Origin of the sequence: Streptomyces sp. KPB2 (assembly GCF_003950055.1) — a bacterium.
Classification (GTDB): Bacteria; Actinomycetota; Actinomycetes; order Streptomycetales; family Streptomycetaceae; genus Streptomyces; species Streptomyces salinarius.
On record NZ_CP034353.1, the window covers coordinates 3,117,766 to 3,132,224 of the forward strand.

The window sequence follows — 14,459 nt, forward strand, 5'->3', positions numbered from 1 at the left end:
CAGAAAGGTCCGGAGAACTCACACAGCAATCACACAGCAACCCTCTCCGCCAGGAATTCCGCCCACGTCACCTTGCCGACCAGTGCGTCTTCCAGGGTGAGATTCCGGCCAGAACGGTACGCGCGCCCCGCTTTCCCGGGAATGCGCACCGGCAGCTTCGGGCGCCGGCGCCCGCCGCGCAGGTCCAGATAGGAACGGGCCAGCGTGGCCAGATCGAGAACCTCGGGGCCGGTCATGTCGGGCACCCGGCCGGACGGCTCGGCGAGCGTCAGCTCGGCCAGGCGTACGGCGACCTCGCGGGCGGCGACCGGTTGCAGACGCAGCCCGCCGGGCACCGGGAGCACCGGCAGCCGGGTCATCTTCTCGATCATCGTCAGGGTCAGCTCGTGGAACTGGGCCGCCCGCAGCACCGTCCAGCCGAGGCCCGAGTCGGCGATGGCCCGCTCCGACTCCAGCTTGGTGCGCAGCCAGGCGAGGGGGACGCGGTCGGCTCCGACGACCGAGATGTACGCGAGGTGCCGTACGTCCGCGCGGGCGGCGGCGCGGACCAGGGTGCGGGTCGCCTCGTCGTCGCCCTTGGGGCCGCCCGCCAGGTGGAGCACGGTGTGCACGCCGTCGACGGCGGCCTCGACGCCCTCACCGGTGCGCAGGTCACCGGTGACGTACGTGACGCCGTCCGCGTCGGGGCGGAGGCTGCGGGTGAGGACGCGTATGTCCCGGCCGGCCTCCCGCAGCAACGGGACGACGTGTCCGCCGAGGGTGCCGGTGCCTCCGGTGACCAGGAGGGGCGTGCTGGGGGTCGAGGCGTGGTGCGTCATGGCTGCTCCCGGTGTCCGTGGCGTCCGTCGGAGCGGGGCCGGTGCCGATGCACGGCCGCCCCGCCCGGACGTCCGCCGTGTGTGTCGTGGCGGTATGACCCGGGGCGGGGCGGCTGTGTGACAGGGAGCGGGGAGGAATCCGGGAAAGTTTTCTCCGGGCTCTCCCGGGGGAATGCGAACGTCTCCAGGCTCCCCCGGGGGATGAGAACGTCTCCGGACTCTCCCGGGAGGGGTCAGATCGTCGCGGTGTCGATCACGAAGCGGTAGCGCACGTCGCTGGACAGGACGCGCTCGTAGGCCTCGTTGATCTCGGAGGCGGCGATCAGCTCGATCTCGGCGCCGATGCCGTGCTCCGCGCAGAAGTCCAGCATCTCCTGCGTCTCGGCGATGCCGCCGATCATGGAGCCGGTCAGGGACTTGCCGCCGCCGAGCAGCGCGAACAGGTTGAGGGAGACGGGCTCCTCGGGGGCGCCGACGTTGGCCAGCGTGCCCTCCGTCTTCAGCAGTCCCAGGTAGGCGCCGAAGTCGAGCGGGGCGGAGACCGTGGAGACGATCAGGTCGAAGGTGCCCGCCAGCTCCTCGAAGGTGGCCGGGTCGCTGGTGGCGTAGTAGTGGTCGGCGCCCAGCTTCAGGCCGTCGTCCTTCTTGCGCAGGGACTGCGACAGCACGGTCACCTCGGCGCCCAGGGCGTGCGCGAGCTTGACGGCCATGTGGCCGAGGCCGCCCAGGCCGACGACGGCGACCTTCTTGCCGGGGCCCGCGTTCCAGCGCCTGAGCGGGGAGTACGTGGTGATGCCTGCGCACAGCAGGGGCGCGGCCTCGTCCAGGGAGATGCCCTCGGGGATGCCGAGGACGAAGTTCTCGTCGACGACGACCTTCTCGGAGTAGCCGCCGTAGGTGACCTCACCGTCCCTGCCGACGGCGTTGTAGGTCATCACGTTGCCGTTGGTGCAGTACTGCTCCCGGCCGGCCTTGCAGTTCTCGCACTCGCGGCAGGAGTCGACCATGCAGCCGACGCCGACGCGGTCGCCGACCTTGAACCTGGTGACGCCGGGACCGACCTCGGAGACGACACCCGCGATCTCGTGGCCGGGGACCATCGGGAAGATGGCCTCGCCCCAGCCCTCGCGGGCCTGGTGGATGTCGGAGTGGCAGATGCCGGCGAACTTGATGTCGATCAGGACGTCGTGTTCACGCACCTCGCGCCGCTCGATGGTGGTGCGCTCCAGCGGCGCCTTGGCGGCGGGTGCTGCGTACGCGGCGACAGTGGTCATGCCGGGTTCTCCGGATTTCTCTTCGCGTGACTGGGTGATGCCTCCACCCTGCCCGGCGCCCGCCGATCCACCCAGACCACGGCTTTGCGTACGACCGGCGTGCGTACCACTGGCGGGGACAGGCTCGTGTGCGTACGACCGGGAATACGTCCGGTGATACTGGGGGGTATGGATGGACAGCTTGACCGGCGGGCCGAACTGAGCGAGTTCCTGCGCACCCGGCGGGCCCGGCTCAAGCCGGAGGACGTGGGCCTGGAGTCGTACGGACGGCAGCGCAGGGTGCCCGGGCTGCGGCGCGAGGAGCTGGCGCAGCTGGCCGGGGTGTCGGTGGCGTACTACACGCGCCTCGAACAGGGCAACGGGCAGAACGTGTCGGCGGAGGTCCTGGACGCCATCGCCCGGGCGCTGCGGCTGACCGACGCCGAGCAGGCGCACCTGACGCATCTGGCGCGGCCGAAGCAGCAGCGCCGGCGGGCCGGGGCCGCGCGGGGCAAGCAGCCGGTGCGGGTGGCGCTGCTGCAGCTGCTGGAGTCGATCGACACGGTGCCCGCGTACGTGTCGGGCCGCCGCTCCGAGATCCTCGCCTGGAACCGGATGGCCGCGGCCCTCTTCGGCGACTGGGGCAAGCTGCCGGCCGCCGAGCGGAACTGGGCCCGGCTGGTCTTCCTGAACCCGGACTACCGCGAGCTGTTCGTCGACTGGGACCAGAAGGCGTACGACATGGTCAGCTTCCTGCGCATGGACGCGGGCCGCCATCCCGACGACCCGCGGCTGTCCGCGCTGGTCGGCGAACTCTCGGTGAAGAGCGAGGAGTTCCGCCGCCTGTGGGCCACGCACGACGTCAAGGAGAAGAGCTACGGCGTCAAGCGGATGCGGCACCCGCTGGTCGGTGACCTGACCCTGTCCTTCGAGACGTTCCGCCTGGTCGACGACGACGAGCAGGCCTTCGTCACGTACCACGCGGAGCCCGGCTCCCCGTCGGCGGACGCGCTGCGCCTGCTGGCGAGCTGGGGGACGGACGCGGCGGCGTCACTGCCGGCGTGAGCGGCCGGCTCCCACGGGTCAGCCGGCCGGTCGCAGCCGGAGCAGGTCGGTCGAGACGGTCCAGAGGCGCTCGGCGGCGGCGGGGTCGAGCGCCCATTCCTTGACGCCGTGCGGGTGCTGCCCGAGGTCGGCGTCGTTCGGCACCGTGTAGGCCTCCTGCCCGTCGTCGAGGTAGTGGCCGCCGGAACGGGCGAACTCGGGGGCGACGGCCGCGACGACGCTGGTGGCGGCGCCCTGCTCGACCGTCTTGTACGTGAAGACTCCGGCGGCCTCGGCCGCGTCGAGCGACGCCTTCTGTTCCGGCGTGAAGTTCCGCTGCAGCCCCGTCGCGACACCGCCGGGGTTCACCGCGTTGGCGACGATCCCGTCGGACGCCCACAGACGGCTTGCCTCGACGGCGAAGAGGGAGTTGGCCGTCTTCGACTGGGCGTAGGCGATCTGCGGGTCGTAGCCGCGGCGCTCGAAGTGGAGGTCGTCGAAGTCGACGCCGGACCGCATGTGCGCCGTCGAACTGACCGAGACGATCCGCGCTCCACCGCGGTCGGCCGCTCCCCGGGCCAGGGCGTGGCGCAGGCCGGTGGCCAGCGCGAAGTGGCCGAGATGGTTCGTCGCGAATTGCAGCTCCCAGCCCTCGCGGGTCCGCTCGGGGCCACCGGTGACGACGCCGGCGTTGTTGACGAGCAGGTGGAGCGGGCCGTCCCACGCGTCGACGAACCGTGTGACGGTGGCCCGGTCGGCGAGATCGAGCCGGACGACGCGGGGCCGGATCCCTCCGGTCGTCTTCGCGATCGTCTCGGCGACGGCGTCGCCCGCCGCCGTGTTCCGGACCGCGAGCGTCACCTCCGCCCCGGCCGCGGTCAGCGCACGAGCCGTCTCGACGCCGAGTCCGGAGGAAGCCCCCGTCACGATCGCGCGGACGCCGGTGAGGTCGACGCCTCTCAGCACCTCGTCCGCGGTGCTGGAGGAGGTGAAGGGCGTGGTGACGAGCCGGCGAGCACTCATGGGCGGCAACTATACGCACTGGACTTGATTTGTATAGTCCGTATCCTGCTCGTACGCTCGCTCCATGAGCAGTCCCGATGCCGGCCACGCGCCGTCGACCGTCGCCGACACCGGCCGTCGCACCGCGGTACTGGAGTCCGCCATGGCCACGTTCGCGCGATTCGGTTACCGCAAGACCACGATGGAGGAGGTGGCACGGGCGGCCCGCATCTCCCGACCCGGGCTCTACTTCCTCTTCTCCTCGAAGGAGACGCTGTTCCGTGCCGCCGTCGGCCAGGCCCTGGAGCGGGACATCACCGCGGTCGAACAGGTCCTGGCCGACAGCGGCCGCCCCCTCGCGGAGCGCCTCGTCGAGGCGTTCGACCAGTGGGCGGGCCGCTACATCGGCCCGCTGGCACGCGACGCCGCCGCGGTCATCGAGGACAACCCCGGCATCCTCGGAGAGGTCGTGGAGACCGCGCCGCGGCGCTTCGAGGAACTGATCACGGAGGCGATCTCCGCCGAGTCGGGACGAGAGGGGGCCCTCCCCGTCGCCCAGACGATGATCAGCACGTCGATCGGCCTCAAGCACCAGGCCGCGTCCCGCGAGTTCTACCTCGAACGCCTGGCGATCGCCGTCGACCTCCTGCTGCACTGAGCACGCTTCACCGGGGCCCGCCGCGGTCCTCACCCGCCGTGGTCGTGGCGGCCGTGCCCGTCGTGGTAGCCGCGGGTCGGCAGCGCGGCGCCTCCTACGGCACCGGCCTTGAGATGTCCCCTTCGCCCAACCACCGTTTCCAGCCTTCCCGCGTCCTGAGTGACGTCCCAGGGATGACAGGGTCGGCCGGGCGGGCGGCTACAGCGCGCCGCTCCGTCCCGGCGAAGCCACTCAGACGGGTCGGTACCGCCGTGAGCGGGGGCGAGGGGCACAGGTGTGGGAGGGCTTGGCCTCACACCGTGAGGGTGCCCCGGCTCAGCGCCGTGACGAAGGGTGCCCAGGCGCGGGCGGTCAGGAGGAGGACGGGACCGTCCCCGTCGCCGCCGCGGGAGACCTTGGAGTCCCGGACGGGGACCAGGCCGGGGATGCCGTCGGCGACCTCGACGCAGTCGCCGCCGTCGCCGTTGCTGTAGGTCGACTTGCGCCACAGGGCAGCGCCGGGGAAGTCGCTCGCCACCTCGACGCACTCCCCGCCGTCACCGTTGCTGTAGCTGCTCTTCGTCCAGAGCGCGTCACTCAAGTCGATCCGGTTGCTTGCCATTTCGATAGTCCCCTGCCGCTGCCTCGATCCGGGCCAGGGACGTCTCCGGTGACAGTGCGACGGCCCTGAGCCGATCGTACGACTTGCGGTACTCCTCCACGAGCGCCGGATCGTCGAGAGTGACACCGTTGTGCAGCGACTCCGTGTAGACGAGCGGTGGAGCGTCCGGGAAGGTCATCAGCTTGGCGGTGCCCACCATGAAGGGGTGCGGGCCGCATGTCCGCGGGAGGATCTGCGGAACGATGCGCCGGCGCTCGGACAGCTCCACGACCCGGCCGAGTTGTTCGGCCATTTCCCCGGGAGGCACGATCGGATCGAGCAGCAGCGATTCGTGCAGGATCGCCCAGTACTCCGGGGTGGTGTGGTCGTCTTCGAAGAGGCGGGCCCGGGCCAGCCGGGCCTGCACCTTCTCCTCCACCCACTCCTCGACGGCCTGCGGGTGGGCGGCGCGCACGAGGGCTCGCGCGTAAGGGGCCGTCTGGAGCAGCCCGGGGAACGTGCTGGGGCACCACTCCTCGATGGACTCGGCGTGCCGCTCCGTCTCCAGGACCTTCTCGAAGTACGCGGCATGCGGCCCCCGCCGCGCCTTCCGCACATCCTCGCACCGCCGCTCGAAGAACCCGTCCGTCCCCAGTACCCGGTCCACGTGCCGCGCCAGGTCCGACGGCATCCTGCGCTCCCCGCGTTCAATGTCGCTCAGGTGCGACTTGCCGTAGAAGCGGCAACCTGGCAGAGCGCCCCCTGCTTCACCGCTCCCGAGCGTGCCGCGCTGGAACTCGCGGAGGCCGTCCTCACCCCGAACCCGTTCGGGGACCGGGTGAGTGACGACCTGTTCGCCCGGCTGTCCCGGCACTACGGCACCGACGAGATCTGGCACCTCACCATGGCCCTGAGCCACTTCAGCCTGTTCACCCCGGTCGCCCTCGTCGGCAAGCCGGTGCCCGGCCGGCCCCCGGGGAAGAACTACACCGACTGACGGCCCGTCATCGGCCGCACGCCGTCACGCCGAGGCGTTCTCCTTGACGGTGATGCGGCCCTTGCGGATGGTGGCCACGCGGGGGGCCTTCCTGGCGATCGCCGAGTCGTGGGTGACCATGACGAAGGTGAGGCCCAGCTCCTTCCACATGCGGTCGAGTACGTCCATGATCTCGTCGCGGGTCGACTCGTCGAGGTTTCCGGTGGGTTCGTCGGCGAGGAGCACCTTGGGCTGCTTCACCAGGGCGCGGGCGATCGCGACGCGCTGCTGCTGACCGCCGGACATCTCACCGGGGAGGTGGCCGAGGCGTTCACCGAGGCCGACTGAGGCCAGGGCCTCGGCGGCCTTCTCGCGCCGCTCCTTCGCCTTGACGCAGAGCGGGACCAGGGCGGTCTCTACGTTCTCCTGGGCGGTCAGGGTCGGGATCAGATTGAAGGACTGGAAGACGAAGCCGATGCTCTCGCTGCGCACCCGGGTCAGCCTGGCCTCCGGGAGCGTGGCGAGGTCGGTGCCGTCGAGGACGATCCGGCCCGAGCTGGGCCGGTCGAGGGCGCCGAGCATCTGGAGCAGGGTGGACTTGCCGCCGCCCGTGGGGCCCTGGATGACGAGCCGGTCGCCGTCGGCGATGGTCAGGTCGACGCCGTCGAGGGCGTGCACGGTGGCCTTGCCGCGGGTGTAGTGCTTGGTGACGCCGCTGAGTTCGTACATGGTGCAACTCCTGGAGTACGGGGAAGGGGGGCGCTACTCGACGCGGCGCAGGGCGTCCGCCGGGCGCAGGCGCGAGGCGCGCCAGCCGCCGAAGCCCCCGGCGACGAGTCCGCCGGCCACGGCGAGGGCCACCGCGAGGGCGATGGTGGTGAGGCTGACGGGTGCGGTCAGCGCGATGTCCAGGGTCTTGGCGGCGGCCTGCCGGCCGGGCCCGCCCATGCCGCCCCCGCCCCCGCCGAGGCCGCCGGGCCCGCCCGCGCCACCGCCGCCGCCCGCACCGCCGCCCAGTTGGGCCTGCAGGGTCGGGCTGACGGCGGTGACGGCGTAGGCGCCCGCGAGGCCCAGCGCGATGCCGAGGGCGCCGCCGACCAGGCCGTTGACGACGGCCTCGCCGATCACCTGCCGGGTGACCCGGCCCGAGCGCCAGCCGAGCGCCTTGAGCGTGCCGAACTCGCGCACCCGGCGGGAGACGGCGGAGGAGGTGAGCAGACCGGCGACCAGGAAGGCCGCCGCCAGGACGACGACCGACAGCCACTTGCCGACGCCGGTCGCGAGCGAGGAGGCGGTGGACAGGGAGCCGGAGACGGTGTCGGCGAGGTCGGCGGAGGTGGTGACCGTCGTACCCGGGATGTTCTGCTGGATCGCGGACTTGACGCCGTCGATCCGCTGCGAGTCGGTCGCCTTGACGTAGATCGTGGTGACCTCGTCCTTCGCGTCCCCCAGCGTCTGGGCCTGCTTCAGCGGCACGTAGAGGTTGGCCGCCGCGTCACCGCTGTCGGCCGTGGCGATGCCGACGATCTCGAACTTCGTGTCCTTGACGGTGACCGTGCTGCCGGTCTTGAGCTTCTTCTCCTTGGCGTACGCCGAGTCGGCGACGGCGACCTTGGCGTCGGTCTCCGACGCCTTGAAGGTGCGTCCGCTGGTGATGGTGGACGTGGTCAGCGGGCCTAGGGCGGGCTCGGTGACGTCGGTGCCGTAGACGGAGTAGCTGTTGACGTCGAAGTCGGCGCCGCCGCCCTGGACGCGGCCCTGCGGGGACTGGCCGCCGCCCGGGCCGCCGCCCTGGCCCGTGCCGCCCGCGCCGCCCCCGGAGGCGTCCTGCTTGAACTGGCCGCGCGAGAACTCGCCGCTGACCTTGACGACCTGGAGGCTCAGACCGCCCACCGCGTCGGCGACACCGCTCTGCCCGGCGACCTTGCCGACGGTGGAACTCGCCAGCGTCTGGAAGCCCTGCACCATGACGCGGTCGGTGCTCTGCTCCTCCTCGGAGCCGTCGTCCTGCGCGTCGAAGCGGAAGCGCGGCCGTTCGGCGGTGCTTCCGGAGGACGCCTCGGCGGCCTTGGTGACCGTCATGTCCGTGCCGAGCCCGTACAGGGACTGCAGGACCTTGTCCTGGGCCCTGCCCATACCGGAGGAGACCGAGTCGACGACGATGACCAGCGCGATACCCAGGGCCAGTCCGGAGGCGACGACGAGGGCCGCCTTTCTGCGGCGGCGCAGCTCGCGCCTCAGGTAGGTGAAGAACATGGGCGCAAGCTAGGCACGGCCCGTGATGCCGGGATAAGGGTCGCGTAAGAGGAGGATGAGAAGCCCGGACAACGACGAACGCCCGCCGCCCCGTCGAGGGGTGGCGGGCGCCCGTGCGAAGTACCGGCGGCTCTCGGAGAGTTCGGCGTCAGACCGCCGAACCCGCCTTCCACTGGGCCCAGTCCATGTTCCAGCCGTTGAGGCCGTTGTCCGGGGCGATGGTCTTGTCGCCGGTGTTCTGGACGACGACCACGTCACCGATGATCGAGTTGTTGTAGAACCAGGCGCCCGGCGTGTTCGGGTCGTTGGCACCCTTGGCGTCCTGCAGGCCGACGCAGCCGTGGCTGGTGTTGACGCTGCCGAAGATGCCCTTGCCCCAGTAGTTGCCGTGGATGAAGGTGCCGGAGGTGCTCAGGCGCATGGCGTGCGGCACGTCCTTGATGTCGTACTCGCCCTTGCCGTCGTCGTCGGTGAAGCCGACGGTCGAGCCGTCCATCCGGGTCTCCTTGAACTTCTCGGAGATCACCATCTGGCCTTCGTAGGTCTTGTTCTCCGGGGAGCCCGCGGAGATCGGGATGGTCTTGATGGTCTTGCCGTCCTGCGTGACCTTCATCTGCTTGGTCTTCGCGTCGACGTAGGAGACCTGGTTGCGGCCGATCTTGAAGGTGACCGACTTCTGCTGGACGCCGTAGACGCCGTCGGCGCCCTCGACCCCGTCGAGCGCCAGCTTGAGGGTGACGGTCGAGCCCTCCTGCCAGTAGTCCTTGGGGCGGCAGTCCATGCGCTGGGTGGAGAACCAGTGGCAGGCGACCTCCTGGCCGCTGCTGCTGTTGACCGTGATGCCCTTCTGGACGGCGGCCTTGTCGGTGATCTCCTTGTCGAAGTTGATCGACACGGGCATCCCGACGCCGACGGTCTTGCCGTCGTCCGGGGTGAAGGTCCCGATGAAGCTGTTCTGGGGCGAGACCGTGGTGAACGAGGTGTTCTCGTGGGCGGCGCGGCCCTCGGAGTCCTGCGCGGTCGCCGAGATCGAGTACTTGGTGGCGCGCTCCAGCTGCCCGCTGGGCTTCCAGCTGGTCTTGTCGGCGGATATCTCGCCCTTGACCACGGTGCCGTCCGAGGCGGTCATCTTCACCTCGGTGAGCGTGCCCTTGCTCACGGTGACACCGGCGGAGTTGTTGATGGAGGCGTTGTCCGAGCCGCCCTTGGGCGTGATCTTGATCTGGGCCTCGGACGTCTTCTTGGCCGCCGCTTCGTCGACCTCGGCCTGCGAGGTCTTGCCGTCCCCACCCCCGGAGGTGTCGGCGTCGCTACTGGAACATGCCGAGAGCACCAGCACACCGCCGAGCAGTGCGGACGCGGCCGCCAGGCCCTTGCGCCGCTTACCGTCCGTCATCACACGCTTCTCCATCGTTGCCGATTCCCGAAACCCCGAGATACCCCGTCAATAACTTTCAACGCTACGACCGGTTCGTCCCGTTCCACATCGCTCACGGGTGTGGGGCATGCCACGTTTCGCCGCCGAGGGCGGGGGCGGTGCGGGGAGGTGTCGGTCTGTGCGCACCGTGAGACGACGAAACCCCGGCCGGCGGTTGCCGTCCGGGGTCAGGAATTTCCCCACACCGCGTCAGCCGACCGTCATTTCATCGTCTTCCGGGTCGTTCTCGTCGTCATCATCCTCGTCGAGGTCCCACTCGGGCGAGTCGGGGTCGTAGTCGATCTGCTCACTGCTCCAGGAGGCCTGGCGGAGCTCGACCCCGGGCACCGCGCCCACCAGGTCGAACGGGTCCACGAGGTGCGCCATGGCCTCGGCGGTGTCCTCCGTCACAGCCCGCTCGGAGTCGGTCCGTTCCGCGTCGGACATGTCGGTGTCGTCGGCGAGGGCCTGCAGCGCGGCCCCGGTGACGGCCTCCTCGTCGTCGATCTCGAGAACCAGCTCGACGCGAATCCGTACAAACCGTGATGTCTCTGGAGTGCTCATGCCCGGAGCGTAAGACCGATCCCTCCCGTGACTTTCCTGTGACCCGCGCCTTTCACTAACATCTGCCCACACGGCCAATTCGCCAGCGCCACAAGGGGATCGATATTCCGTGTCATCCGCTCGCCGTTCCTTGCTGACCGCCACCGCCGCGGGCGGTCTGCTGTGTGCCCTGTGGTTCGTCCCGTCGGCCAACGCGACACCCGAGACACCGGTCCTCGAGTCCGCGGCCGCGACGCCGTCTCCCCAGGTCACGGCCCAGGCGAGAGCGGCGTCCACGGACACCTCCACGGACACGGCGGCGACCGGCGAGGGCACGACCCGGCTGGCCGACACCGGCAGTTTCGACAGCACGCCGTACGTCGTCGGCGGCGCCCTCTGCCTCGGCCTCGGCGCCGGCTTCGTGGGCTACTCGGTCCGCCGGGAACGCCTCGGCCTTTAACAAGACTTGACGTTCCCTCCAGAGCGTCCGGAGACGGCCCGAGGGGGCCCGGCGTCGCGCCGGGCCCCCTCGGTCATGTCCCCGCCGCCCGCTAGCGCAGCGGCCCCGTGACCGTCTCCGCGGCCGCGACCAGGTGCCCGGCGCGCACGAACGCGTCCGCCGCGGCGAGGTCGGGCGCCAGGTAGCGGTCCGGGCCGGGGCCCTCGACACCGGCCGCCCGTACGGCCTCGATGACGGCGCGGGAGGCCGGGGCCGGGGTCAGGCCCTCGCGGAGCTGGATCGCGCGGGTGGCGGCGTACAGCTCGACGGCGATCACACGGGTGAGGTTGTCCACGGCCGTACGCAGCTTGCGCGCCGCCGACCAGCCCATCGACACGTGGTCCTCCTGCATGGCGGAGGACGGGATGGAGTCCGCCGAGGCCGGTACGGCGAGCCGCTTCAGCTCGCTGACCAGGGCGGCCTGCGTGTACTGGGCGATCATCAGGCCGGAGTCGACGCCCGCGTCGTCGGCGAGGAACGGCGGCAGGCCGTGGCTGCGGTTCTTGTCGAGGAGCCGGTCGGTGCGGCGCTCGGCGATGGAGCCGAGGTCGGCGACGGCGACGGCGAGGAAGTCCAGGACGTAGGCGACCGGGGCGCCGTGGAAGTTGCCGTTGGACTCCACCCGCCCGTCGGGCAGGACCACGGGGTTGTCCACGGCGGCGGCCAGCTCCCGCTCGGCGACGAGACCGGCGTGCGCCATGGTGTCGCGTCCGGCGCCCGCGACCTGCGGGGCACAGCGCACCGAGTAGGCGTCCTGGACGCGGGGGGCGTCGTCCTGGTGGTGGCCGGTCAGGCCCGAGCCCTTGAGCACGGCGGCCATGTTGGCGGCGCTGGCCGCCTGCCCCGGGTGCGGGCGGATGGCGTGCAGCTCGGGGGCGAGCACCTTGTCGGTGCCGAGCAGGGCCTCCATGGTCAGCGCGGCGGTGATGTCGGCGGACTTGTAGAGGGTGTCGAGGTCGGCGAGGGCCATGACCAGCATGCCGAGCATGCCGTCGGTGCCGTTGAGGAGGGCGAGGCCCTCCTTCTCGCGCAGCTCGACCGGGGCGATCCCGTGCTCGGCGAGCAGCTCACCGGCCGGCCGTACGCTGCCGTCGGGGCCCTCGGCGTCGCCCTCGCCCATGAGGGTGAGCGCGCAGTGCGACAGCGGGGCGAGGTCGCCGGAGCAGCCGAGGGAGCCGTACTCGTGCACGACCGGGGTGATCCCGGCGTTGAGCACGTCGGCCATGGTCTGCGCGACCTCGGGGCGGACTCCGGTGTGTCCGGAGCAGACGGTCTTCAGCCGCAGGAACATCAGCGCGCGGACCACTTCGCGTTCGACGCGCGGGCCCATCCCGGCTGCGTGCGAGCGGACGATGTTGCGCTGGAGCTGCGCCCTCAGGTCGGGGCTGATGTGCCGGGTCGCCAGGGCTCCGAAGCCGGTGCTGACGCCGTACACGGGGTCCGGCTTGGCGGCCAGCGCGTCCACGATGCCGCGGGCCGCGGCCAGGGCGGCGACCGCGTCGTCGGAGAGTTCGATCCGGGCGCCGCCGCGCGCCACGGCGAGGACGTCGGACGCGGTGACACCGGCCGTCCCCACCACCACAGTGTGCATATCCATATTCAGGAGCGTACGCAGTGAATTCGATGATGTCACGAGGGGATACGTCACGGATGCGTGCGGGCTGCGCCCCTTACCGGCTCGGCGTCACGGCGAGTGCCGCCCCCGGAACCGCCTGCGCTCCCCGTCCTCCTCCCGGGAGGGCTCGTCCGCGAGCCGTACGACGGGGTCGTCGGGCCCCTCGCGTCCCGCGACGACCGGCCCGGCCGCCCGCTCCGCCTTGGCGCGGTACTGGGCGGCGTCCGCGAGCCGGAACAGCCGGCGGGCGGAACGCACCGGCCCGACCGGGTCCTCCGTGGACGCGACCCCGCAGGCCACGCCGTCGCCCAGCTCCAGTTCGGCCGCCCGGCGGCACAGCTCCTCGGCCGCCTTGACCACCGCGTCGGCGGGCGGCCCGACCGCGAGCAGACAGAACTCGTCCCCGCCGAGCCGCGCCGCGAGCGCCCCCGGCAGCATCGCCCCGCACAGCGACAGCACCGACCCGAACCGCTCCAGGAGCCGGTCCCCGACGGCGTGGCCGTGCGTGTCGTTGACCCGCTTGAGGCCGTTCAGGTCGCACACGACGAGGCTGACGACGACGCCCTCCGCACGGTGCCGCTCGACGGCCTCGTCCAGCGCGGAGTCGACGGCGCGGCGGTTGGCCAGCCCGGTGAGCGCGTCGGTGTACGCGAGGCGCCGGACCTCCTCCAGACGCTCGGTCTGCGCGATCCCGGCGGCGACGACGGAGGCCAGTACGGTGGCGAAGTCGGCGTCGGCCCGCTCGAAGACCCGCTCCCCCACCGGCCGGGCCACGTACAGCTCGCCCCAGGCCCGCCCGTGCAGCACGATCGGCGCGACCACGCAGCAGCCGCGGCCCCGGCGGCGCAGGGCGGCGACGCGCTGGTGGACGTAGCCGGGGCGCCCGGCGGCGGGCCCCTCGGCCGTCTCGACCCAGGCGTCGGGCTCGCCGCCTCCCGCCCAGCGCTCGTGCAGGAACTCGGTGATCTCCGCGAACTGGTGCACGGGGTAGGACTCGTCCTCGGGGAACTCCTCCTCGTCCTCGGCGCGCCGCCCGACGTTCACGAGCACCCGCAGCCGGCCCAGCTCCCGCTCCCACACCGACAGCGCGGCGAAGCTCCCGCCCAGCGCCAGACACCCGCCGACGGCCGCCGCCCGCCACGCCTCCCGCGCGCTGTGCGCGGCCGCCATCCCCTGCGCAAGCGCCACCACGGCCGCGAGCCGCCTGTCGTCACCCATCACTCCAGGCTAGGGAAATTAACGAAGAAACGTTACTCAAACGGGGCGAACCGGGCGATTGTCGACCGAGGTGGACGCCCTGCCGAGGACCGGTCCACAGAGCACGCCAGCGACGGCCCACCCGCACGACGGCGGACCACACGGCCCACGACGGACCGCCGAGCGGCCACGACAGACGGCGCCGGACGGCGCCGTGAGTCGCGCCCGCAGACCGCCCGCACAGGACGGCGGCCGACGGGTGCCGGGCCCGTCCGGCCGCAGCACGCAACGCCGGACGGGCGGCCGGCCGCGCACCCGTTCACGCCCCGACGGGACCGGACGGCAGTGGCCACGGGTGGCGGCCCACCGCGCAGGTCGCGCAGACCACGCGCGCGGCAGCCCAAGCCGCACGACGACGGGTCACACCGGCCACAGCGGGCAACCGCCACTCACGACAGACGGCGCCGCCAGTCGCGCCCGCAGGCTGCCCGCACAGGACGGCGGCCGACGGGTGCCGGGCCGGGCCGCAGCAGGCGGCCCCAGGAAGGGTGGCGAGCCGCGCCTGCCCGCAGCCCGCGTCACCGGGCGGGCGGCCGACGGC

General features: G+C 71.7%; 14 protein-coding genes and 1 pseudogene. 4 read left to right on the forward strand and 11 right to left on the reverse strand.

Annotated features, from left to right (window positions below):
• Window positions 1–29 precede the first annotated feature (29 nt).
• Window positions 30–818 carry an NAD(P)H-binding protein gene (locus tag D1J63_RS13485; RefSeq protein WP_125629071.1) on the reverse strand — a complete coding sequence of 263 codons (789 nt, stop codon included), beginning with the start codon at window positions 816–818 and terminating at the stop codon, window positions 30–32.
• Window positions 819–1,051: 233 nt separating this feature from the next.
• A complete protein-coding gene (locus D1J63_RS13490) occupies window positions 1,052–2,092 on the reverse strand; it encodes an NAD(P)-dependent alcohol dehydrogenase (protein WP_125629072.1) in 1,041 nt (346 codons plus the stop codon).
• 168 nt (window positions 2,093–2,260) lie between these two features.
• On the opposite strand from D1J63_RS13490, the gene D1J63_RS13495 reads away from it, so the two are divergent.
• A complete protein-coding gene (locus D1J63_RS13495) occupies window positions 2,261–3,136 on the forward strand; it encodes a helix-turn-helix transcriptional regulator (protein WP_102931908.1) in 876 nt (291 codons plus the stop codon).
• An 18-nt stretch (window positions 3,137–3,154) separates the two neighbouring features.
• Here D1J63_RS13495 and D1J63_RS13500 read toward each other — a convergent pair whose 3' ends face one another.
• Window positions 3,155–4,138 (reverse strand): SDR family NAD(P)-dependent oxidoreductase, encoded by a 984-nt coding sequence (locus D1J63_RS13500; protein WP_125629073.1) that lies wholly within the window; start codon window positions 4,136–4,138, stop codon window positions 3,155–3,157.
• Between the two features lie 142 nt (window positions 4,139–4,280).
• Between D1J63_RS13500 and D1J63_RS13505 the strand changes: the two genes are divergently transcribed.
• Complete coding sequence (locus tag D1J63_RS13505; RefSeq protein WP_197924015.1) at window positions 4,281–4,775, forward strand: TetR/AcrR family transcriptional regulator; 495 nt, start codon at window positions 4,281–4,283, stop codon at window positions 4,773–4,775.
• A 292-nt stretch (window positions 4,776–5,067) separates the two neighbouring features.
• Here the strand turns inward: D1J63_RS13505 and D1J63_RS13510 are convergent, their stop codons facing one another.
• Together D1J63_RS13510 and D1J63_RS13515 are read right to left on the reverse strand one after the other, a co-directional pair.
• Window positions 5,068–5,376, reverse strand: a complete 309-nt coding sequence (locus D1J63_RS13510) for a DUF397 domain-containing protein (RefSeq protein WP_125629075.1) — start codon at window positions 5,374–5,376, stop codon at window positions 5,068–5,070.
• Window positions 5,348–6,094 (reverse strand): annotated as a pseudogene (locus D1J63_RS13515) (DUF5753 domain-containing protein); the annotation flags it as partial. The gene D1J63_RS13510 and the pseudogene D1J63_RS13515, both read right to left, overlap by 29 nt.
• Between D1J63_RS13515 and D1J63_RS13520 the strand changes: the two are divergent.
• The gene (locus D1J63_RS13520) at window positions 6,077–6,352 is read left to right on the forward strand and encodes a hypothetical protein (RefSeq protein WP_232249620.1); all 276 of its coding nucleotides are present in this window, start codon (window positions 6,077–6,079) and stop codon (window positions 6,350–6,352) included. The pseudogene D1J63_RS13515 and the gene D1J63_RS13520 sit on opposite strands and share 18 nt — an antisense overlap.
• A 24-nt stretch (window positions 6,353–6,376) precedes the next feature.
• Here the strand turns inward: D1J63_RS13520 and D1J63_RS13525 are convergent, their stop codons facing one another.
• From D1J63_RS13525 to D1J63_RS36715, 4 genes are all read right to left on the reverse strand, one after another.
• Entirely contained in the window at window positions 6,377–7,060 is a 684-nt protein-coding gene (locus tag D1J63_RS13525; RefSeq protein ID WP_125629076.1) for an ABC transporter ATP-binding protein, read from the reverse strand.
• Window positions 7,061–7,093: 33 nt separating this feature from the next.
• Window positions 7,094–8,587 (reverse strand): ABC transporter permease, encoded by a 1,494-nt coding sequence (locus D1J63_RS13530; protein WP_125629077.1) that lies wholly within the window; start codon window positions 8,585–8,587, stop codon window positions 7,094–7,096.
• A gap of 148 nt (window positions 8,588–8,735) precedes the next feature.
• Window positions 8,736–9,983, reverse strand: a complete 1,248-nt coding sequence (locus tag D1J63_RS13535) for an Ig-like domain-containing protein (RefSeq protein WP_061446920.1) — start codon at window positions 9,981–9,983, stop codon at window positions 8,736–8,738.
• 231 nt (window positions 9,984–10,214) lie between these two features.
• The gene (locus tag D1J63_RS36715; RefSeq protein ID WP_164712833.1) at window positions 10,215–10,568 is read right to left on the reverse strand and encodes a hypothetical protein; all 354 of its coding nucleotides are present in this window, start codon (window positions 10,566–10,568) and stop codon (window positions 10,215–10,217) included.
• A gap of 109 nt (window positions 10,569–10,677) precedes the next feature.
• Here D1J63_RS36715 and D1J63_RS36720 point away from each other — a divergent pair, with 109 nt between their 5' ends.
• A complete protein-coding gene (locus tag D1J63_RS36720; protein WP_176154031.1) occupies window positions 10,678–11,007 on the forward strand; it encodes a hypothetical protein in 330 nt (109 codons plus the stop codon).
• Between the two features lie 91 nt (window positions 11,008–11,098).
• Here the strand turns inward: D1J63_RS36720 and hutH are convergent, their stop codons facing one another.
• The gene (gene hutH / locus D1J63_RS13545; protein WP_125635442.1) at window positions 11,099–12,637 is read right to left on the reverse strand and encodes a histidine ammonia-lyase; all 1,539 of its coding nucleotides are present in this window, start codon (window positions 12,635–12,637) and stop codon (window positions 11,099–11,101) included.
• A 93-nt stretch (window positions 12,638–12,730) separates the two neighbouring features.
• The gene (locus D1J63_RS13550; protein WP_164415079.1) at window positions 12,731–13,879 is read right to left on the reverse strand and encodes a diguanylate cyclase; all 1,149 of its coding nucleotides are present in this window, start codon (window positions 13,877–13,879) and stop codon (window positions 12,731–12,733) included.
• Between the last annotated feature and the right edge of the window lie 580 nt (window positions 13,880–14,459).

What these genes read in the sequence shown, in the direction of transcription:
- D1J63_RS13490 (WP_125629072.1), bottom strand. Translation starts at nt 2,092, where the DNA reads ATGACCACTGTCGCCGCGTACGCAGCACCCGCCGCCAAGGCGCCGCTG.
- D1J63_RS13535 (WP_061446920.1), bottom strand. Translation starts at nt 9,983, where the DNA reads ATGACGGACGGTAAGCGGCGCAAGGGCCTGGCGGCCGCGTCCGCACTG.
- D1J63_RS13510 (WP_125629075.1), bottom strand. Translation starts at nt 5,376, where the DNA reads ATGGCAAGCAACCGGATCGACTTGAGTGACGCGCTCTGGACGAAGAGC.
- D1J63_RS36715 (WP_164712833.1), bottom strand. Translation starts at nt 10,568, where the DNA reads ATGAGCACTCCAGAGACATCACGGTTTGTACGGATTCGCGTCGAGCTG.
- hutH (WP_125635442.1), bottom strand. Translation starts at nt 12,637, where the DNA reads ATGCACACTGTGGTGGTGGGGACGGCCGGTGTCACCGCGTCCGACGTC.
- D1J63_RS13550 (WP_164415079.1), bottom strand. Translation starts at nt 13,879, where the DNA reads ATGGGTGACGACAGGCGGCTCGCGGCCGTGGTGGCGCTTGCGCAGGGG.
- D1J63_RS13525 (WP_125629076.1), bottom strand. Translation starts at nt 7,060, where the DNA reads ATGTACGAACTCAGCGGCGTCACCAAGCACTACACCCGCGGCAAGGCC.
- D1J63_RS13500 (WP_125629073.1), bottom strand. Translation starts at nt 4,138, where the DNA reads ATGAGTGCTCGCCGGCTCGTCACCACGCCCTTCACCTCCTCCAGCACC.
- D1J63_RS13530 (WP_125629077.1), bottom strand. Translation starts at nt 8,587, where the DNA reads ATGTTCTTCACCTACCTGAGGCGCGAGCTGCGCCGCCGCAGAAAGGCG.
- D1J63_RS13495 (WP_102931908.1), top strand. Translation starts at nt 2,261, where the DNA reads ATGGATGGACAGCTTGACCGGCGGGCCGAACTGAGCGAGTTCCTGCGC.
- D1J63_RS13505 (WP_197924015.1), top strand. Translation starts at nt 4,281, where the DNA reads ATGGCCACGTTCGCGCGATTCGGTTACCGCAAGACCACGATGGAGGAG.
- D1J63_RS13485 (WP_125629071.1), bottom strand. Translation starts at nt 818, where the DNA reads ATGACGCACCACGCCTCGACCCCCAGCACGCCCCTCCTGGTCACCGGA.